Below are 20,081 nucleotides of genomic sequence, written 5' to 3' on the forward strand. Positions count from 1 at the left end.
GGCCATGAAAAGGAAAATATTTATTATCAGTATGTTTCTGATCTGTACTATGGGAAGTCAGGTTATGGGTCAGAGCAGGAAATATGTCAGTCAATTCAACCATTTTCAGAGTTACTACAATCCGGGACTGACAGGCTATGAAGGAAGTGCCCTGAGAGGATTTGTAAGGAATCAATGGAGTGGGGTAGAAGGCGCGCCAAAGACCTTTTTCCTCAGTCTTGAGCTGGACTTTGGAGAATTGGGAGGACTGGAAGATCCCGCCCTCATGGGAAAAAATGCGATGAGCCTGAATATGCTTCACGATACCTATGGTGCATTCCGGGAAACCGAACTGATGGGATCCTATGCAAGCAGAATCAGGATAACAGACAGGCATAATCTTCGGCTAGGTGCAGGGTTCAACTATCTCTCCGTTAGGTTGGACGGCAATGCCCTGACCTCAGAACAGGCGCAGGACGCAACCATTGGTCAGTATCTTGGAAGTTTTGCCAGTATGCAGATCATTGATTTTAATCTGGGTCTTGCCCTTACCCACGAGAATTATTACCTATCCTATGGTATGCACAATGTCAATGGGGGCAGGTTGTCTTCAGGAGATGTTTTCATGGATGGTAAGCCTGTTTCCATGATGGTGCAGGCAGGATATAGACATCAGTTTGGTGAAAATATCACAGCAATTGGAAACTTCTTTTATAGAAGACAGTCAGGGTTTGCAGACAACACAGAATTCAACCTGAAGGCCTTAATGCTGGAGACTTTCTGGGTAGGTATTGGGCACAGATTCAACTATGCCAATTCACTCCATGTTGGGTACCTGAGAGGAAATATCCGTTTGGGATATGTCTATGAATTCCCGACTAACTCCAGCAGACAGTTTTTGGGTAATACCCATGAATTTATGGTGGTGCTGAAACTGGCAGGAGAAAAACAGTATAACAAAATATGGTAAGAAGGAGGAGAAGAAAGTAAGGCGATATGTAAAATAAATCTTTCTCATGTAAAAATTCCGATTTCAAAAAGAATAAAGACCTAGTAATTACTAACCCTTAATTATTTGAACTTAAGTAAAAATTGGCTGTGAATCCCGTGTGGAGGATCAGCCTTTTTTTTTGAATTTTTTCCAATCAAATAATTTAAAAAAAATGCTTTCAAAATTTTTATAGATTAGCCAATTATTATCCAATTTAAAAATTATGAATAAATTAAAAGTTTTCTCAGGTATCTTAATGCTTTTTGTTTTTTCCCTTGTCTCAGCACAAGAAACACCAAATTGGCTAAGGTATCCCTCCATCTCACCTGATGGCAGTAAAATCGTTTTCACTTACAAAGGAGATCTGTACTCAGTCCCTTCTTCGGGAGGCAAAGCCACGCAATTGACTTTTCATGAAGCCCATGATTTCAAACCTGTTTGGAGCAAGGATGGAAACAAAATTGCTTTTGCCTCTGACCGCTATGGGAATTTCGATGTCTATGTGATGTCCGCAGAGGGAGGGACGGCAACCCGGCTGACCTATCATTCCAATGATGAAATGCCTTATTCTTTTTCAGCAGATGACCAGTCAGTGATATTTGGTGGAGTCCGTCAGGATTTGGCCGAACATAGACAATACCCCACGGGATCACAACCTGAATTGTACCAAGTTCCGGTCAAAGGAGGAAGAGTTGATCAGGTTTGGACCATTCCTTCAGAGTATGTACAAGTAAGCAAGGATGGTAAAAAAATGATCTACCATGATAAAAAAGGTGGGGAGAACGAGTGGAGAAAAAGGCATCAGTCAGGAATTACAAGAGATATATGGGTTTATGATGCAGCATCTAATTCCCATAAAATGATCACTGGTTTTGGTGGGGAAGACAGAAATCCTGTTTTTGCACCCGGAGAAAATGATATCTACTACCTCAGTGAGGAAAAAGGAAGTTTCAACGTTTTCAAAACCAGCCTCAGTAACCCTGCGCAAACTGTAGCATTGACCAACCTAAAAGACTTTCCGGTCAGGTTCCTGAGTATTTCCAATAATGGTCTGATGAGTTTTTCCTATGATGGCGAACTCTATACCCTCAAAGAAGGTGAGCAACCCAAAAAAGTAGCTGTAAGTATCACTACCCAGGCCATCGCCAATACCGACAGTTATATCAATATCAATGGAGGGGTCAGAGAAATGTCTATATCTCCAGATGGTAAAGAAATAGCTTTTATTGCTAGAGGAGAGGTTTTTGTCACTTCAGTTGATGGTTCCCTGACCAAAAGAATCACGAATACCCCGCAGCAGGAGAGTTTTGTGCAATTTGCCCCTGATGGTAAATCCATTGTCTATGCCAGTGAACGTGATGGGAAGTGGCAGATTTTTCAATCCAAAAGAATTAGGGAAAAAGAAGAGCCGTTTTTCTATGCGAGCACTTTATTGAAAGAAGAAGCCTTGGTCAATACAGCATCGGATGCTTATCAGCCACAGCTTTCCCCTGACGGTAAAAAACTGGCGTATATTGAAGGAAGAAAGACGCTTAAGGTGTTGGATCTGGCAAGCAAGTCAACAGTAACTTTGATGACTTCCGAGGAAATCATCCATATGAGAGATGGCGATCAGTACTTCGAATGGAGTCCTGATAGCAAATGGCTTTTGGCGCAGTTCAGACCTACTTTGGCCAATGGCGAGGTGGTATTGTTGGATGCATCGGGAAAGAAAGCCATGGAAAACCTTACCCAAAGTGGATACGGTGATAGCCGACCTAAATGGGTTAACGGGGGTAAACAGATGATCTGGTTCAGCAACCGTGATGGCCTTAAAGGTTTTTCTACTAGCGGGAGATCACAGAATGATGTTTTTGCGATGTTCTTTACCAAAGAAGGTTTTGACAAATTCAGATTGAGCAAGGAGGATTATGACCTGATGAAGGAAGTGGAAAAGGCGGGTAAAAAAGAGGAAGAGAAAAAGGATGAAAAGAAAGAAGCCGATAAAAAAGTGGAAGATCTTAAAATAGATTGGGAAGATCTTAGAGAGAGGAAAGCTAAGTTGACAATTCACTCTTCTATTTTGGGTGACGCTGTATTGGACAAAGACGGAGAAAAAATCTTCTATCTGGCAAGTTTTGAAAAAGGGATGAATCTATGGAGTACAGACCTGCGCACCAAGGAAACCAAAATGGAACTCAAGCTTGACGCCGGTTCAGGAAGTTTGGAATGGGACAAAGAAATGAAGAACCTTTACCTATTGGCCAATGGCAATATTTCCAAAATTACCGATAAGGGAAGTAAAAGGGAGCAGATCAAAATCGCCGGGGAAATGACTTTTGATTCTGAAGCGGAACGTAAGCAGATGTTTGAACATATCAAGATCAGGACCAAAGGAGCATTTTATACCCCGGAGATGCACGGGGTGGATTGGGATGTTTTGAGTGGTGCTTATGAAAAGTATCTGCCTTCCATCGGTAATGACTATGAATTTGCTGAAATGGTATCGGAACTGATCGGAGAACTGAATGTTTCTCATGCCGGTGCAAGATATAGCGGTAGTATTCCCCAAGCGGATGCTACGGCATCATTGGGTATTTTCATGGATTATTCCCATAAAAATGATGGTATCAAAATAGCGGAAATCCTAAAAGGAGGTCCCTTGGATAAAGCAGGACTTTCTATCCAAACCGGAATGATCATTGAAAAAATAGATGGAGAAACCATCAGTACTGATAAAGATGTGGCTTGGTATCTTAACCGAAAAGCTGATAAGTTCACACTTTTGGAAGTTTTGGATCCGAAAACCAATACCAGACAGCAAGTGACAGTGAAACCTGTATCTCTTGGTGAAGAAAACCAATTGCTCTATAAGCGCTGGGTGAAAAAGAATCAGGAGGAAGTAGATAAATTGTCCAATGGGACTTTGGGCTATGTGCATATACCAGGAATGTCGGATGGTCCATACCGAACCACTTACGAGGAAATGATGGGCAAATACCATGACCGAAAAGGGGTGATTGTGGATACCCGTTTCAATGGGGGCGGGGATTTGGTTGCGGATTTGGCGATGTTCTTTACCGGAGAGAGGTTTATCACCTATGCTAACGCTGAGCGTGAGGTAGGCTATGAACCTACCTTCCGATGGACCAAACCTACCTTGGCCATGTTCAACGAGGCCAATTATTCTGACGGACATTGTTTTGCCTGTGGTTACACTGATCTGAATATCGGCAAAACCGTGGGTATGCCGACGCCTGGCACCTGTTCTTTTGCAGGCTGGGAGATGTTGCCCAATGGTAGCAGATGGGGAATGGTCCCTGTTTCGGCCAAAGACAAATCCGGTAATTGGATGGAAAATAACGAAACCGATCCTCAGTTTAAGGTCAAAAACATGCCTGGTAAGATAGACAAAGGTATCGATCAGCAGTTGGAAAAAGCGGTGGAGGAGTTGATGAAGGATGTTGGGAAATGAGATGCGAGAAATAAGAGCTTAGATACTAGAACCAAGAGCCAAGAGCCAAGAGACAAGACCTTTGATGCGTCATTGAGCATCAGAGGTCTTTGCCTTTTAAGAAGCTGAACCAAGGGCCAAGAATCAATATACGAGATGGAATGACAAACCTTTTCCTGTAAAGTCTCCTCTTGCCTAAAATCATCCATATAATGTCCTGGCTTTGATTCAAAGCAACCTTAAATTCACTATAAGCCATTGAATTTTAGATGATTGAATAGGGAATAAAACAAGCTGATTTGGTTAATGAATTATCAAATTATTATTTAAGATAAACTCAAAGATTTATCTCATTTTGTTTATTTTTTTTCCTGATTTTTCGTTAATATCTATATCATGTTACGGAAGATAGCTCGTTGGAATTTCGGCTTCTTGATTGTCTTGATGGCCGCTTGCAGCAAAGGAGATGAATCAATTCCTCCTATAAACCCCAAGCCTGATGGGGTCTTTACAATATCTGAACTTATGTTCCATCCTGACAAAATACCCATAAAAACCTCAGAACCGACATTTTCTATAGCCGGCACTTTAAATTACAAAAATGCGTCAGATGGAGTTAAATCACTAAGACTTACTTCCTCAGCAGGCTTTGATACCACGCTTAACCTGCAAGGACTTGCCACAGCAACAAATGGTACTATTGTGGGTGATTTTATTTTAACCAGACCAGATGTGCCTGTTCAGTTTAGTTTTGAAGTGGCTCTGACAGACGGAAAAGGAAGAACATCCAACAAACTTAGTGGTGCCATTACTATAGCAATTGATGACAGTGGCATGTCGTGGTATGATCATACCATTGATCCATATGTTAATTTTAATGATTTAGGTTATTTCAATGATATGTTCGTTGCAGTTACCAGTGCAGGAACCATTTGCACTTCACCCGATGGAATACATTGGGAAAATCACATTTTGCCTAACTCCAGCCCCATGAATTATCCACTTCGCGGTATCACTTTTTCAGGCAGTCAATATATTGCTGTAGGTGATAATGGCACTATTTTTACTTCTCCAAATGGAATTGACTGGACGAATCGTTCACTCCCGGACAACGAAAATTTCAACACCTTATATTCCGTAGCTTCAAATGCCGACATCATTGTGGCTGTTGGGGAAAATGCTGTTCCGGTGGGGCGGATAGATATTTTGACTTCGATTGATGGTGTTTCATGGACAAGAAATTCTTTTTCAGAAAATCGATCCGAACTGAGATCAGTAATTTGGACAGGAAACCGTTTTGTGGCAGTAGGTTTTGGAAGAACTGAAGAATTTGGATACCCATTACTATTGACTTCATTAGATGGTGTTAATTGGTCGGATATAAGTAATACAAACCGAAAAGGCAGTTTCATTTATGATGTCATTCAAAGCGGTGAAAAGACAATTGCTATCGGAACAAATATTGTCGTAATTGGTGATATTGATGGAAACTGGACATGGCATGATATCCCTGAAAATGTCTTTGTTTACTCGCTGGCATGGTCAGGCAATAAACTGATAGGGGTAGGGAATGGTATTTTTACCTCAAATGACGGGCTCAACTGGACCCAGCGTCATCCAGGAAATAATCTTTCTGATAATTATGAATGTGTAGTTTGGGGTAAAGATAAATTTGTGGCAGCCGGTAAAGAATATAGTAAAGTGACCATCTCCCCTTAAATCAGATTAAAAAAAAACAGATTTAATTTAATCCTACTTTGTCAAATTTAATGAGCAGTTAGAAATTTTCATTTCTATTCAACAATCCTTTTGAAGAAAGGAAAAGTCCCATTAGGGACTATATATGGGTAGAAAGAGTTTCATTTTAGTGGGTTTCCGTGCCTTTAGGTACGGGATATATATTGTGCCTAAAGGCCCAAATGCATTTCGAATGATCATTTGTTCTACCCATATTATGTCCCTAACGGGCCCTAAGCCAATGTTTAGGATATATTATTGTTATTGAGAATTTTGAAATCAGGATTCCATAACTTGACAGAGTAGGCTTAATCTTATTATTTAGCATTACTTGATAAAGAATTTTATAATAATCTTAAATTAAGTAATTTCATTAGTTGTCCAAATGATCTGACCTAACAAACTGTTTAATTACCGTTTGGATTCTTCTGTTTCAGTATTCGAAAAAAAATTCCTATCTAAGTAAAAAACTAACATAAATCTTAAGTGTATGAAATGGCTCACAGTATTCTTTTTCAGTTGTTTGTTGACTCCGGTTTTTTCTCAGAATGATGCTGTTTTAATCCGCTACCCTGCAATCAGTCCAGATGGGTCCTTTATCAGTTTCTCCTTTCAAGGTGACATTTGGACGATGCCCGCTGTAGGTGGCGTCCCAATCCGGCTTACCGTCCATGAAGCTTATGAAAGTAACCCGGTTTTCAGCCCTGATGGAAAGCGTATTGCTTTTTCCGGAGCGCGATTTGGAAATAATGATATTTATAGCATGCCTGTAAATGGTGGTCAACCCGAGCGGCTTACCTATCATTCCAGTGATGACTTGATTTCTACATGGGCTACCTCTGGAGAAATCCTTTTCTCGACTGCCAGGGAATTCCGACAAGTGGAGCGGCCACTTGAGGTTTACACTATAGCTGCTAAAGGTGGAACCGAATCAAGACTTATGGATGCAGTAGGCTTTGACCCTGCCCAATCACCAAATGGAAGGTTCATTGCATTTACACGAGGTGACATCAATCCCATTTATCGGGAAGATTATCGAGGTCCATCCAATCGGGATATTTGGTTGTATGATTCAAAAAACAAAACATATTCAAAAATTGTAGGATTCGAAACCAATGATATCCTTCCGAGATGGGGAGATGACCGTACCCTCTATTTCCTGAGTACAGAAAGCGGTCGCAACAATCTTTACAGATTAACCCTTGATAACAATGGGAACGCCATTGGAAAACCTGAACAGTTAACCACTTTCAAAGATCATTCAATTCGATATTATTCTATTTCGGCAGATGGAAAAACCATTGTTTTTGAACGGGAAATGGGTATTTATACCATGAATACGGCTACTAAGGTTGTGAAAGAAGTTCCGGTTTCTATCAGTGCTGATTTGCGCTTTGACCAGACAAACAACAAAACGGTTACCAATGGGGCATCTGACTTTGCTGTCTCTCCCAATGGGAAATTGCTCTCACTGATATTGCGCGGGGAAATCTATGTCAAAGAAGCTAACAAGGATAAAACACTGACTACCAATCTCTCCAATCATCCTTTCAGGGACATGGATATGGTGTGGGGAAGCGATTCAGTTATGCTTTTCACTTCCGACCGGGGGGATAATAACTTTGATATTTATTCGGTTAAATCCATCGATAAGCAGGAGTCCAATATTTTCAAATCCCTGAAACATCAGGTTGTCCGCATCACAAAAACAAAGGAAGATGAATCAGGACTTTCAGTATCCCCTGATGGTAAAAAACTTGCCTACCTTAGGGGCCGGGGCACATTGGTGGTAAGTGACCTGTCTGCAGATGGAAAACTTACCAATGATAAGATTTTACACGATGGATGGGAATCACCTTCAGGCCTGGTGTGGAGCCCTGACAGCAAATGGCTGGCATATTCCATGACTGATTTGTACTTCAACCAAGAAGTTTACATTCAGTCAGCAGATAATACATCCAAAGCTGTAAACGTAAGCATGCATCCTAGACGGGACACCCAACCTTTCTGGAGTGCTGATGGATCGAAACTTGGATTTATCTCAGCACGGAATAATCTTAACAGCGATGTATGGTTTGTCTGGCTGAAAAAAGAAGATTGGGAAAAGTCGACTCAGGACTGGGAGGAGTTCAGTGATGACTTAATGGACAAATCCCCAGAGAAAAAAGAATCAGAATCAAAACCTGTCATCATTGATTTTGATAATATCCATAACCGGCTGGTGCAGGTGACGAGTTTTCCTGGTGACGAATCCAATGTGCTTATCTCGAAAGATGGAGAAACCTTCTATTATACAGGACAAAGCAGCACTTCAAATGGGCGGGATCTTTACAGTATAAAATGGAACGGTAAAGATTTGAAGGAACTTACAAAGAGTGGTTTTAATCCCGGCAATCCAATAATGGATAAAGAAGGAAAGTATATTTATTATGCAGGAAGAGGTGGTGCTATCAACAGAATTGAAACCAAAACTGAAAAATCAGAAACACTTCCCTTTGCTGTCAAGCAACGGATCGATTATGTAGCCGAAAGGGAACAGGTTTTTGAAGAAGCTTGGCGGACACTGCGTGATGGATTTTACGATCCGCAATTTCACGGAAAAGACTGGGAAGCATTGCGTACCAAATATAAACCTCTCTGCGTGAATGCCAGCACCAATGAGGATTTCCGCGAAATGTTCAACTATATGCTGGGTGAGTTGAACTCGAGCCATATGGGACTTTCAACCCCACAGCAAGCCGAAACTCAAAACGATGCAACAGGTTTGTTGGGGGTAGAGCTTCAACCAACAAAAGAGGGGATGAAAGTAATCAGGGTGATTCCAAATTCTCCCGCTGCAAAGTCAGCTGTAAACCTGAAAATTAATGATGTGATCGTTTCCGTCGATGGGAAGCCTTATTCTGAAAAGGATAATTTCTATGGTCTGTTGAATATCCGGGCAAATGAACGCACGCTTTTAACAGTAAAAACTGCTGATGGAAATAACCGCGAAGTGGTGATACGGCCAGCTTCCAGCTTAAGGCAGTTATTATACGAAGAGTGGGTTGAGAACAGAAAGAAACTGGTTGATCAGTATTCAAATGGCAGGTTAGGATATATTCACATTCAAGCTATGAACAACCCAAGTTTTGAGGTGTTCGAGCGGGAATTACAGGCAGCAGGCAATGGAAAAGATGGTTTGGTAATAGATGTCCGCTATAATGGAGGAGGGTCTACCACTGATTTGCTGATGGCGATCTTAAATTACAAGCAGCATGCCTACACGATACCCCGTGGGGCAAGCGAAGACCTTGAGCGGGATAAATTAAAATTCCGTGACTATTATCCTATTGGGGAGCGTCTGATTTTTTCGGCATGGTTAAAACCATCCATAGCTTTGTGCAATGAGGGGAGTTACTCCAATGCGGAAATATTTTCGCATGCTTACAAGTCTTTGGGTATAGGGAAACTGGTTGGTGTACCCACCAATGGATCGGTTATTTCCACCGGTGGACGAGCTTTGCTCGATGGTTCTTTTGTAAGACTTCCCGGACGGGCCTGGTTTACAAAAGCGACAGATGTTAACCAAGAACTTGGTCCTGCTGTACCGGATATTATTGTTGAAAATACTCCTGATTGGATTGCCAAAAATACAGATGATCAGCTGAAACGAGCTGTGGAAGAATTGATCAAAGACCTGAATGCAAAGAAATAAGAAGGAACTTTGGGTATGCAAGGAAATTCCTGACTATGATATATAGTTCGGGTTTATTCAAAAAAAAACAATAAAACTCTGATTGACGTTTTCCCTTCTCTGACTTGCATTTAATCAATCTATTTTTTTTTTTTTTCTAAATTCAAAAAATATTTATTGTTTTTCAATAAATATTTACCGATGTTTGGCAAAAAAAACATTATAATCATGGAATGGAAGAAAAAATGGGTAACCCAACCCGGACTGATGTTGATCACCATTGTGATCTGGTCCATATTTATTGGTCTATGCATACAGGCAGGTGCAATATTATTTACTTTAATCTATAGTCTGTTCAACCCGATTGTTGCGCAGAATCTATATGAAGGGCTTAACCTGTCTGCCTTGATGGAACAGGATATTCGACACTATATCGGGTTGCTTTCGTTGATTGTGGCCATTACCGGATTAAAGGCTTATATATTTTATCTGATGATCAGGATTTTTCTGAAGATTAACCTGACCCATCCTTTCAGTAAGGAGGTTTCCAAATTGATTTCCAAAATCGGACAGGTTACCGTTGAAATCGCCCTATTCATCATCTTTACCAATGCCTATGTCAAATGGCTTTCCAAAAGGGAATTCGACTTACCTGCTATGGGAGAATATATGGGAGGAGCATTTGAGTACTTCTTGATGGGCATAATTATTTATGCTATTTCGAAAGTCTTCAAAAGAGGCCTCGAAATCCAGTCCGAAAACGAATTAACCGTCTAAGTTATGGCAATCATTGTAAATTTAGACGTAATGATGGCCAAGCGGAAAATGTCTCTGAATGAACTGTCTGAAAAAGTGGATATCACGCTATCCAACCTGTCCATACTCAAAACAGGAAAAGCCAAAGCCATCCGATTCAGTACATTGGAAGCCATCTGCAAAGTTTTGGATTGTCAGCCGGGGGATATTTTGGAGTTTGTGGAGGAGTGAGCTAAACAAGGATATTGAATTTTCAATTTACTTTCATTGACAATTTTATCCATGACCAAGAAATTAACCAAAAAACAGGTTTACGATATTTCCCAGGAACTCCAATGTGGAATGAAGGTCTTTGTCAATACCGACACTTTGGAATACAAAAGTATCCCGGATATGGATGACATGGATGATTTTGGTTTTTGGGATGAAGAGTTAGAAGAAATCGGAAATATCTGGAAAAGAAGCTGACCATCAGGGTCAGCTTCCGATAAAAATTTCAAGCCGCCTTAAGCTAAAATCAATTCGCCGGTTTCCCGAAAATCCAAGAGGCACCAAGTCCGAAATTGAAAAAACTCCCCTTTTCTCCTGGAACAAACGTCAGCCCAATCTCAGGTCTTGCTACCCAATTTCTCATAAATCCGATTCCAGCGCCCAAATTCAAGCCTAGTGGGTTTTCCTCAAAAGCATCACCTTCTTGTAAAGAGATCAAATATTTGGGAGTGAAGGTAAGATGGGTGTTTGTAGTCAAAGGTACGGTGAAAAGTACGGCAGGATTAAAAAACCAAGTTGCACCCGCTCCTTCCTCTAATGCTGTTGAAAATGGAAGGTGAAAGGCAATTTTATTATTTTTGGTGCCTATTTTTGGGCCGATACTGATGAAACTGATCCCATCCCCAATCCCATAATCTTTGAACCATAACCTGTCGTACCTGACCCTTAACTCGAATCTTTCGCCAAATCCAAAACCAGTTTGCAGTCCAAGATTATTAAAGGCGAATAGCGATTCTCCGTCATATGACAAATTAACCCCCGTATAATGGGCAGTAGCTTCGATTTTTCCTTTGCCTACCATTTTTGCACTTTGATATTCCCCAAATATTATTTGGGCGACACTTTGATTGGTCTGTAAAACCATAAGGGAAAACATTCCCAATACCAGTAATTTTTTGATAGTTTTCATTTTGTTTTCGTCAGAGTTTATTGTGCTGACGCCGCACATCAAGGTTTGAAAAATGATTGATTTATTGGATTCTTACTCAGTTGAATTAGCTTACCTTCAGATTATACATTGAATGTAGCCAGTCTTGAGCCCGGTCCATAATTGGAAAAAATGTTATAATTCTATGCTTTGGTATTCTTTCCTGATGGTTGCCTTGATCAGGAAAAGATTAAATGATTTTTGCAAAATTTTCCTTTATTAAGGGATGAATGCAGGTTTTTTACAAAATTTATATTGCTAAGAATTCCAAAAAACAAAAAAAATCAGGTCTTTTTATTCAATATGAGGTTGATATTATTGTCATTCTTTTACTGAGATTATCAATCTTTTGAAAATTAACAATTCTAACAGAGTTTAAATCGGATACTAGATTGTTTAGAAATATTCAGCTTATAAAGAGGTTTTCTTTTAATTTGCTTCGAATTGTATCATTCAACCTTCTTTCCTCAAGAAATGAAAAAATACCTATCCATAGTATCAGGTCTGTCACTCTCCTTTATTCTTGGTTTTTACCTTAATAGCACTCCTCCTAGTCAAATTAAAGAGACATCTCTTATAAGTGTTAACCAATTCAATCCAGCTATGCAAAACATCAAATTAGGGGCTTTTTCTGTAAGCCTTAGTGTCAAGGATCTCAAAATTTCCAAGGAATTTTATGAAAATCTAGGATTTTCAGTATTTGCAGGAAGTATGGAGTCCAACTACCTGATCATGAAAAATGAGGATACGCTAATTGGCTTGTTTCAGGGGATGTTTGAAGGCAATATCCTGACCTTTAATCCGGGTTGGGACCAAGATGCAGGTGCCGTCGGCGTTTTTGATGATGTTCGTTTGATTCAAAAACATCTAAAAGATAATGGGATCAAATTGGAAACTGAAGCGGATGAGAAAACCTCAGGTCCGGCAAGTTTGATGTTGAAAGACCCTGATGGGAATATAATTTTGATTGACCAGCATATTTAACCAACCCTTAGAGAGATGGTAGAATACCGGTGTGAGGTATTCGGTTTTTTGCCGTTGAATAAACTTTTTGATAAAAAATCTCCGATAAGTCAAAATTTCAATTTTTCAAATACCAATCCTATGGTAAACTTCTAGTATATTAGAAAATTATAGAAATTGGGGAAGTCCTGTTTTTAAGCCTAAACAGACCTCTTGATCTTTAATTATTCAAAATGGAAGATTTTACACTGAATATTTTAAATCTGTTTTTGGTACTTGTAGCCGCGTGGTTGGGGGGAATAGCATCAAAAAGGATGGGCTATCCACCCATTTTGGGTGAGCTGATCATAGGGATAATTTTAGGTCCAACTTTATTAGGTTGGATCAAAGAGACAGAAACGATCAAAGTTTTGGCTGAAATCGGTATAACCTTATTGATGGTCTATATCGGAATAGAAATTGATTTTGCAGATTTGAAGAAGGCATCCTGGGCGGGATTATTGGCTGCAATCGGTGGTTTTTTAGTACCTTTTGCTCTTGGGTATTATACCATCATTTACTTTGGTGGAACACCCATATCGGGATTATTTGTTGCTATTGCAGTTGGAGTTACCTCTCTGGCCACCAAGAGTAGGATTTTGGTGGATCTTAAGCTGTTGAATACCCGCATTGCTTACGTGTTAATGGCAGGAGCATTGATATCTGATACCTTGGCATTGGTGATTTTTGCAGGAATCGTCAGTTTTGCAGATGCAGGGTCATTGGATCTTTCGGGATTGTTATTGGTCATAGGTAAAGCGGTACTGTTTTTTGTAGGTACCATTTTAATTGGGAATTACCTTTTACCAAAATTGGGTAGAAGAATTTCAAAGTTCAAAAATCAGAGCAGTACCATGTATTTCACGCTGATTCTGATAATTTCCTTTGGATATGCAGAATTGGCTGAACTGGCCGGTATGCACAGTATTTTAGGTGCCTTTATGGCAGGTTTGTTTATCAAGGACAACCTTTTCCCAAAAAATATTGCACGTGAAGTTCAGAAATCTTTTTATGATGTTTCAATAGGCTTCATGGCACCCATATTTTTTGTTTCAGCGGGATTCAGTGTGAGTCTCAATGTTTTCCAAACCGATTTGGTTATGTTGATCACCATTGTTTTTATGGCGATTTTCGGTAAAATATTTGGGACTATGCTTTTTTATCTCCCTAGCGGTCATGGATGGAGAGAAGGAATCACTGTAGGCGCAGGGATGAATGGGAGAGGAGCAGTAGAGATCATTATTGCAGGAATAGGATTGCAGATGGGAATAATCAATCAGAATATTTTCTCTATTTTGGTCTTTATGGCCATCTTCACCACTTTCACAGTTCCCTTTATGCTAAAATGGACAACTGTATGGCTGAGACAAAGGGGTGAATTGGTTCAAGTAGATGGCAGAAAAGGAATTTTGATTTTGGGAGTTAATCCTCTCAGCTTATTGATGGCCAAGTACCTGAACAAAAAGGAACCGATAGTCCACATGATAGATGCAAACCTTGAGATGGTGGAGTTGGCCCGTGAAAAAGGTTTTGATTGTACTCACGGCAATGCATTAAAGGATGTAGTGATGGAACAGGCGAAGGCTAATGAAAGTACCGTTTTTTTAGGGATGACTGGGAACCCGGAAGTTAACCTGCTTGCAGCCCAAGTAGCAAGGGAGAACTTTTATATTTATAATAATCATATTTTATTGACTCAGGATGAAGAGGGAGCAGGCAAATCAATATTGGAGGCTATAAAAGCGTCAACTGTGTTTGCCATGAAAGTACATCCCGAACCATGGATCCAGAAAATCATCAAAGGAGAATATTCAGAAAAGAAGAATACGGTTTCCAAAGATATCAAAACAAGAGAATGGGTCTTAAAGCATGGAAAAAGCAAAGTGTTGCCTTTTGTCATTCGTGAAAAAGAAGGGAATGTTAGGGTTTTCCATTATGATGACATTGTCCGTTCTGGCGAAACTGTAATATTTATAAGCTGAGACCTTAACCTGTGATTTTTCTTGGTTATCGATTTCAACATTGCAAATTTTTACTTTATTTCATTCATTAAATCCTGAAAATTATGAAATGGCAAGGCAGACGCAAAAGCAGCAATATCGAAGACCGCAGAGGTCAAAGACCTCAGAATTTTGGTGGAGGCGGAGGAGGAATTAACCCGATGATGTTGGGCCCTTTGGTGAAAATTCTGTTTTCCAAAACCGGGTTGGTAATCATTGCGGCTTTTTTTCTCATCACTTGGGTGACAGGTACCAATCCACTTTCACTGCTTGCACAGTTTACCGGTGGCGGACCGATATCCCAATCAGTAAATTATCAACCGAGTGCTGAGGAAGAAGCATTGGCAGAAATGACAGCGGTCGTATTGGCAGACACTGAGGATGTCTGGAATCAGCTTATGGAAGGATATAGAGAACCTACCTTGGTGTTGTTTTCCGGTCAGGTGGAATCTGCCTGTGGGTTTGCTTCTTCCGCATCAGGTCCTTTTTATTGTCCCGGAGATGAAAAGGTATATATAGATTTGAGTTTTTTTCAGGATATGGATAAAAAATTGGGAGCACCGGGGGATTTTGCACAAGCTTATGTAATTGCCCATGAGGTGGGTCATCATGTACAAAGATTGGATGGAACTTTGGAAATGGTACAATCCAAAAGAGGTAAGATTCCGGAACCCGAATTTAACCGATTGATGGTACGATTGGAATTGCAAGCGGATTTCTATGCAGGCGTTTGGGCACATCACACCCAAAGAGCTTTAAAATTTATGGAGCCCGGTGATCTGGAAGAAGCCCTGAATGCAGCTAGTGCAGTAGGAGACGATAGATTACAAAAGCAAGCAACGGGACGTATTGTCCCTGATTCTTTTACCCATGGGACCTCAGAACAAAGGGCGAGATGGTTCAAAAAAGGTTTTGATACAGGCGACGTTAGAGATGGGGATACTTTCAATGCAAGGAATTTGTAAATCCTATAGATGGTAAATGATGAAAATTCTGATTATAGATGAAATGCATTTGAGTATTATCCCTTTGCTGGAAAATGCAGGATACAAAGTAGATTATAAACCAGAAATAGGTAGGCCGGAAATTGAGGCCATAATCAAGGAGTATGTAGGTTTGATTATCAGGTCAAAAACTCCCATGGATAAACCATTACTGGAAAAAGCTGTAAATCTTAAATTTATAGGAAGGGCCGGTGCGGGTCTGGACAAAATTGACCTGAAGTATTTGGCGGAGAGGGAAATTAAGTTGTTTCATGCCGCAGAAGGTAACAAAGACGCTGTTGGAGAACAGGCAATTGGAATGCTTTTGTCTCTGTTCAACCATATTTCCAGAGCAGATCAGGAAGTAAGAAAAGGGATTTGGAGAAGAGAGGAAAACAGAGGAGTGGAATTGCAAGGGAAGACATTTGGCATTATAGGTTATGGAAATATGGGCGAAGCGATTGCCAAGAAACTCTCCGGATTTGATGTGAATATTCTGGCCTATGACAAATACAAAACCGGCTTTGGAACATTTCATGTAAAGGAGGTTGGCTTCAGGCAATTACAGGAAGAATCGGATATTATAAGCTTGCATATTCCTTTGACCCATGAGACTAGAAACTTCCTGACCATGGAAGTCCTGGAGCAATTTTCAAAGCCATTTTACTTTATCAATACCGCCCGGGGTGAAATTATTTCTTTTGATACCTTGAATGCCGCTTTGGACAGAGGGATTATTCTTGGGGCGGTATTGGATGTGTTGGAAAATGAAAAATTTTCCACGTTTACTGAGGATCAAAAATCTGCTTTTGAAAAATTGGCTTCGAGAGAAAATGTGGTTTTCAGTCCTCATATTGCAGGCTGGACTTATCAGTCCTACGAAAAGATCAATCAGGTGTTGGTGGAGAAGATAAAGGAAGCTGGCTTTTAGTATGTCACTGTAATCCATCAAAACAAGGACAGTTTCTTTAAAAAAAATCTTTAGCAGTTAGAAATCAATTCTTTGAGAATTAATTTTTTATATTTCTACCCTTAAATCATAAACCTATGAATTCCAAACTTTCAGACCAGGAAAAGTCTCCCCTACAGAACATCGAACATTGGGAAGATGACCTTTTGGTGAGGTATCCTGAACCAAAAGAAAAACAAGCAAAAGCCAAAGACGACTATAGAAATTACCATGATTCGGAAAGGGTGGATACTGTCCGTGAATTCTATAGACTGAATCATACCTATCAAACCTATGATTTTGTGGTTAAGAAAGAAAAGGAATTTTTGAAGTTTGAGAAAAAAGAAATGCCTTTTTGGGATGCAGTGGATTACCTCAATACGCTTGTGGATGATTCAGATCCGGATACCAATTTGGACCAATTGCAGCATCTCTTGCAGACATCTGAAGCCATCAGGCAAGATGGACATCCCGATTGGTTTGTCTTGACAGGTTTTATCCATGATTTGGGAAAGGTGCTTTGTTTATTTGGAGAACCCCAATGGGCTGTCGTTGGAGATACTTTTCCGGTTGGATGCAAGCATTCCGAAAGCATCGTCTACCCGGAGTATTTTCAAGCCAATCCTGATTCCAAAGATGAACGCTTCAATACCAAATATGGGGTATACGAACGCAACTGTGGTTTGGATAATGTGAAAATGTCCTGGGGGCATGATGAATACCTCTATCAGATGATGAAGGATTACCTTCCGGAACCTGCCCTTTACATGATCAGGTATCATTCTTTTTATGCCCAACACAGAGAAAATGCCTATGATCACTTACTCAATGAGCATGATAGGGAAATGTTCAAATGGGTGGACAAGTTCAATCCTTATGATCTTTATTCCAAAGTTCCCGTTCCACCTGATGGCAAAGCATTGAGACCTTATTATGAGGATTTGGTGGCGAAGTATTTGCCAGGGGTTTTGCGGTTTTAGGCTTTGTTTTCTTGGTGCAATGTACAATGTACCATGTACCAAGTAACAAGTAGGAAGTCTTCCCAATTCGGACTTCCAACTTAAGTCATTTTCACTACCCTAAAATATCTATTTAATATCCACCAATATCAATCAATATTCCCAACCCAGAAACACCTAAATGCTTACCGCTCTTTCCTTCATTGGATTTACATTTTTTGTTGCTTTCTATTCTTGGTATAGATTAAGAAAAGACGATATCAGTTCTAAGGAGGGATATTTTTTGGGAGGTAGGACACTGACCGGTGGGGTGATAGCAGGTTCCATGATCCTGACCAATATTTCTACAGAGCATCTGATTGGAATGAACGGGTCTGCTTATAAAAACGGGATGATCATCATTGCCTGGGAAGTTACCTCAGCCATTGCTTTGGTAATCGCTGCCCTATATTTTATCCCGATTTACCTCAAAATGGGATTGACTACAATTCCCCAATATCTGGAAAGCAGGTATGATGCGACGACCAAGACCATTGTAGCCCTGCTGTTGATGTTGTCCTTTGTGGTGACATTGCTTCCCATTGTACTGTACACAGGGGCAATTAACTTGGAAAGTATTTTTAATGTTTCTGAAGTTCTGCAGGTCAGTAAATCAGAGGGTATTTGGCTGACTGTAATCACAATTGGCGTGATTGGGTCCATTTATGCCATTTTTGGAGGCCTAAAGGCAGTAGCGATTTCGGATACGGTTAATGCCATTGGATTAATGGTTGGGGGTTTGATGGTGCCTGTTTTTGCACTGTGGGATATAGGCAATGGTAATATTGTTCAAGGAATGAGCAAAGTTTACGAAACTGTTCCTGATAAATTCAATGTGATCGGTGTGGAGGATTCCGTGATGCCTTTTAGTACTTTATTTACAGGGCTTATGATCAATCAGCTTTATTTTTGGGGTATGAACCAAACTATCATTCAAAGGGCTTTAGGGGCAAAGAATATGGCTGAGGCTCAAAAGGGGTTGTTGTTTACAGGGATTTTCAAAATTCTGATTCCTTTGATCATTGTTTTGCCGGGCATCATTGCTTTCTACTATTATGGTGAGCAGTATTATGGCGATCAGGATTTTATTTATCCTGTATTGGTGAAAAAAGTGCTGCCTTTAAGTTTGGTTGGCTTCTTTGCAGCAGTGGTATTGGGGGCTATTTTAAGTACCTTCAATTCTGTTTTGAATTCAGCGGCCACAATTTTCAGTTTGGATATTTACAAAAAAATCATTTTCCCAAAGGCTTCTGATAGAAATTTGGTCAGGGTAGGAAGATGGAGTTCACTTGTTCTTGCAGTTGTGGCAATTTTGGTAGCACCGATGGTGGCCAACGCACCTGATGGATTGTACCAATTAATGCAGCAACTGAACGGAATTTTCTTTATCCCCATTGCATCAATTTTGGTTGCAGGTTTTTTTATCCCAAAGATTTCCGCCACAGGGGCAAAAGTTGGTTTGATCACAGGTTTGTCTTTTTATTTACTGACAACTTTTGTTATGGAAATAAATCTCCACTTTATCCATATCTGGGGAATCGAGTTTGTGCTGAATTTGATGGTAATGTTTTTGGTCAGTTTGCAGTTTCCACCAATCACAAAATCTTCTCCTATTTCAAAAAGTCCCGTAGATTTAAAAGAGTGGAAATTTGCCAAACCCCTTTCTGCAATACTCTGTTTGGTAACGGTTTTGATTTATTATTGGTTGGGCAGGTGATTTTATCGAAGCGATGTTTTTTTTATGATTGACCAATACTTTGCTGTTAGCGCTAATATGTTTGATTGAACTTGTCACTTAGAATTCTAATTTTTTTATGAACATAAAGGAAAAAGTTGAATTGGATAGGATTTCTTACACTTACAAATTGAAAATCTTTGGTGACTTTTTAAAATAGTTTAATTGAGACTTTTGTCACATAATTGAAAAGGATTGATTCTTATCTTTATAGTAAATGAAAACCGCTTTGAAATTGCTGACTGTCTGTCTGATTTGTCTAATGCTCATAGTAGGTTTGGTATTCCTATTTCAACCATAAACACATTATAATATGAAAAAGAACATGGGAAATGCGGACAGAATTATCCGCACCCTGATAGCTGTTGTAGCGGCTTATCTATATTTTTCAGGTACAGTTCCAGGTACTTTGGGAATTGTACTTGTTGTAGTAGCAGCGGTATTTCTGCTGACCTCGCTGGTAAGCTTTTGCCCCTTATATACCCTTGTTGGCTTAAACACTTGTCCGGCCAAAAAAGCCTAGAGAAGTAACGTAAATCCAAGTAAAAACCCATCGATGAATTGGATCATTGATGGGTTTTTTGTTTTTTACATAAACAGCCTTGTCCAAAAAAGAATAAAAGCTAAATTCAAGCTCCATTTACCCA

At 39.9% G+C, this 20,081-nt stretch carries 15 protein-coding genes; 14 read left to right on the top strand and 1 reads right to left on the bottom strand.

What is annotated here, in order from left to right; translation table 11 throughout:
* The first annotated feature begins 4 nt into the window (after positions 1-4).
* The 7 genes from B9A52_RS13945 to B9A52_RS13975 all read left to right on the top strand — a co-directional run bounded on the left by B9A52_RS13945 (position 5) and on the right by B9A52_RS13975 (position 11,037).
* Complete coding sequence (locus B9A52_RS13945; protein WP_084121037.1) at positions 5-949, top strand: PorP/SprF family type IX secretion system membrane protein; 945 nt, start codon at positions 5-7, stop codon at positions 947-949.
* Between the two features lie 277 nt (positions 950-1,226).
* Entirely contained in the window at positions 1,227-4,424 is a 3,198-nt protein-coding gene (locus B9A52_RS13950; RefSeq protein ID WP_394334898.1) for a S41 family peptidase, read from the top strand.
* A gap of 375 nt (positions 4,425-4,799) precedes the next feature.
* Positions 4,800-6,122, top strand: a complete 1,323-nt coding sequence (locus B9A52_RS13955) for a beta propeller repeat protein (protein ID WP_157370164.1) — start codon at positions 4,800-4,802, stop codon at positions 6,120-6,122.
* 508 nt (positions 6,123-6,630) lie between these two features.
* Positions 6,631-9,834, top strand: a complete 3,204-nt coding sequence (locus B9A52_RS13960) for a S41 family peptidase (RefSeq protein ID WP_084121040.1) — start codon at positions 6,631-6,633, stop codon at positions 9,832-9,834.
* Positions 9,835-10,041: 207 nt separating this feature from the next.
* Positions 10,042-10,590, top strand: a complete 549-nt coding sequence (locus B9A52_RS13965; RefSeq protein WP_084123521.1) for a DUF2975 domain-containing protein — start codon at positions 10,042-10,044, stop codon at positions 10,588-10,590.
* Between the two features lie 3 nt (positions 10,591-10,593).
* Positions 10,594-10,800 (top strand): helix-turn-helix domain-containing protein, encoded by a 207-nt coding sequence (locus tag B9A52_RS13970; protein WP_084121041.1) that lies wholly within the window; start codon positions 10,594-10,596, stop codon positions 10,798-10,800.
* 51 nt (positions 10,801-10,851) lie between these two features.
* Positions 10,852-11,037, top strand: a complete 186-nt coding sequence (locus B9A52_RS13975) for a hypothetical protein (RefSeq protein WP_084121042.1) — start codon at positions 10,852-10,854, stop codon at positions 11,035-11,037.
* A gap of 49 nt (positions 11,038-11,086) precedes the next feature.
* Here the strand turns inward: B9A52_RS13975 and B9A52_RS13980 are convergent, their stop codons facing one another.
* Positions 11,087-11,749, bottom strand: a complete 663-nt coding sequence (locus B9A52_RS13980) for a hypothetical protein (protein WP_157370165.1) — start codon at positions 11,747-11,749, stop codon at positions 11,087-11,089.
* A 630-nt stretch (positions 11,750-12,379) separates the two neighbouring features.
* Here B9A52_RS13980 and B9A52_RS13985 point away from each other — a divergent pair.
* The 7 genes from B9A52_RS13985 (at position 12,380) to B9A52_RS14015 (ending at position 19,957) form a co-directional block, all read left to right on the top strand.
* On the top strand, positions 12,380-12,751 hold the full coding sequence (locus tag B9A52_RS13985) for a VOC family protein (RefSeq protein ID WP_084123522.1): 372 nt from the start codon (positions 12,380-12,382) through the stop codon (positions 12,749-12,751).
* A gap of 212 nt (positions 12,752-12,963) precedes the next feature.
* Positions 12,964-14,751, top strand: coding sequence for a cation:proton antiporter (locus tag B9A52_RS13990; protein ID WP_084121044.1), 1,788 nt, complete (start codon positions 12,964-12,966; stop codon positions 14,749-14,751).
* Between the two features lie 83 nt (positions 14,752-14,834).
* A complete protein-coding gene (gene ypfJ, locus B9A52_RS13995; protein ID WP_084121045.1) occupies positions 14,835-15,734 on the top strand; it encodes a KPN_02809 family neutral zinc metallopeptidase in 900 nt (299 codons plus the stop codon).
* A 19-nt stretch (positions 15,735-15,753) separates the two neighbouring features.
* Positions 15,754-16,683: an NAD(P)-dependent oxidoreductase gene (locus tag B9A52_RS14000; RefSeq protein ID WP_084123523.1), complete on the top strand. Its 930-nt coding sequence runs from the start codon at positions 15,754-15,756 to the stop codon at positions 16,681-16,683.
* Positions 16,684-16,799: 116 nt separating this feature from the next.
* Entirely contained in the window at positions 16,800-17,681 is an 882-nt protein-coding gene (locus tag B9A52_RS14005) for an inositol oxygenase family protein (protein WP_084121046.1), read from the top strand.
* Positions 17,682-17,841: 160 nt separating this feature from the next.
* Positions 17,842-19,416 carry a solute:sodium symporter family transporter gene (locus B9A52_RS14010; RefSeq protein ID WP_084121047.1) on the top strand — a complete coding sequence of 525 codons (1,575 nt, stop codon included), beginning with the start codon at positions 17,842-17,844 and terminating at the stop codon, positions 19,414-19,416.
* Between the two features lie 331 nt (positions 19,417-19,747).
* On the top strand, positions 19,748-19,957 hold the full coding sequence (locus B9A52_RS14015) for a YgaP family membrane protein (protein ID WP_084121048.1): 210 nt from the start codon (positions 19,748-19,750) through the stop codon (positions 19,955-19,957).
* The last annotated feature ends 124 nt before the right edge of the window (positions 19,958-20,081 follow it).

Origin of the sequence: Aquiflexum balticum DSM 16537 (assembly GCF_900176595.1) — a bacterium.
In the GTDB taxonomy this organism is placed as follows: domain Bacteria; phylum Bacteroidota; class Bacteroidia; order Cytophagales; family Cyclobacteriaceae; genus Aquiflexum; species Aquiflexum balticum.

Coding starts and splice junctions, on each gene's coding strand:
- B9A52_RS13975 (WP_084121042.1), top strand. CDS start 10,852: ATGACCAAGAAATTAACCAAAAAACAGGTTTACGATATTTCCCAGGAA.
- B9A52_RS14010 (WP_084121047.1), top strand. CDS start 17,842: ATGCTTACCGCTCTTTCCTTCATTGGATTTACATTTTTTGTTGCTTTC.
- B9A52_RS13950 (WP_394334898.1), top strand. CDS start 1,227: ATGCTTTTTGTTTTTTCCCTTGTCTCAGCACAAGAAACACCAAATTGG.
- B9A52_RS14015 (WP_084121048.1), top strand. CDS start 19,748: ATGAAAAAGAACATGGGAAATGCGGACAGAATTATCCGCACCCTGATA.
- B9A52_RS13945 (WP_084121037.1), top strand. CDS start 5: ATGAAAAGGAAAATATTTATTATCAGTATGTTTCTGATCTGTACTATG.
- B9A52_RS13965 (WP_084123521.1), top strand. CDS start 10,042: ATGGAATGGAAGAAAAAATGGGTAACCCAACCCGGACTGATGTTGATC.
- B9A52_RS13980 (WP_157370165.1), bottom strand. CDS start 11,749: ATGAAAACTATCAAAAAATTACTGGTATTGGGAATGTTTTCCCTTATG.
- ypfJ (WP_084121045.1), top strand. CDS start 14,835: ATGAAATGGCAAGGCAGACGCAAAAGCAGCAATATCGAAGACCGCAGA.
- B9A52_RS13970 (WP_084121041.1), top strand. CDS start 10,594: ATGGCAATCATTGTAAATTTAGACGTAATGATGGCCAAGCGGAAAATG.
- B9A52_RS14005 (WP_084121046.1), top strand. CDS start 16,800: ATGAATTCCAAACTTTCAGACCAGGAAAAGTCTCCCCTACAGAACATC.
- B9A52_RS13960 (WP_084121040.1), top strand. CDS start 6,631: ATGAAATGGCTCACAGTATTCTTTTTCAGTTGTTTGTTGACTCCGGTT.
- B9A52_RS13990 (WP_084121044.1), top strand. CDS start 12,964: ATGGAAGATTTTACACTGAATATTTTAAATCTGTTTTTGGTACTTGTA.
- B9A52_RS13955 (WP_157370164.1), top strand. CDS start 4,800: ATGTTACGGAAGATAGCTCGTTGGAATTTCGGCTTCTTGATTGTCTTG.
- B9A52_RS14000 (WP_084123523.1), top strand. CDS start 15,754: ATGAAAATTCTGATTATAGATGAAATGCATTTGAGTATTATCCCTTTG.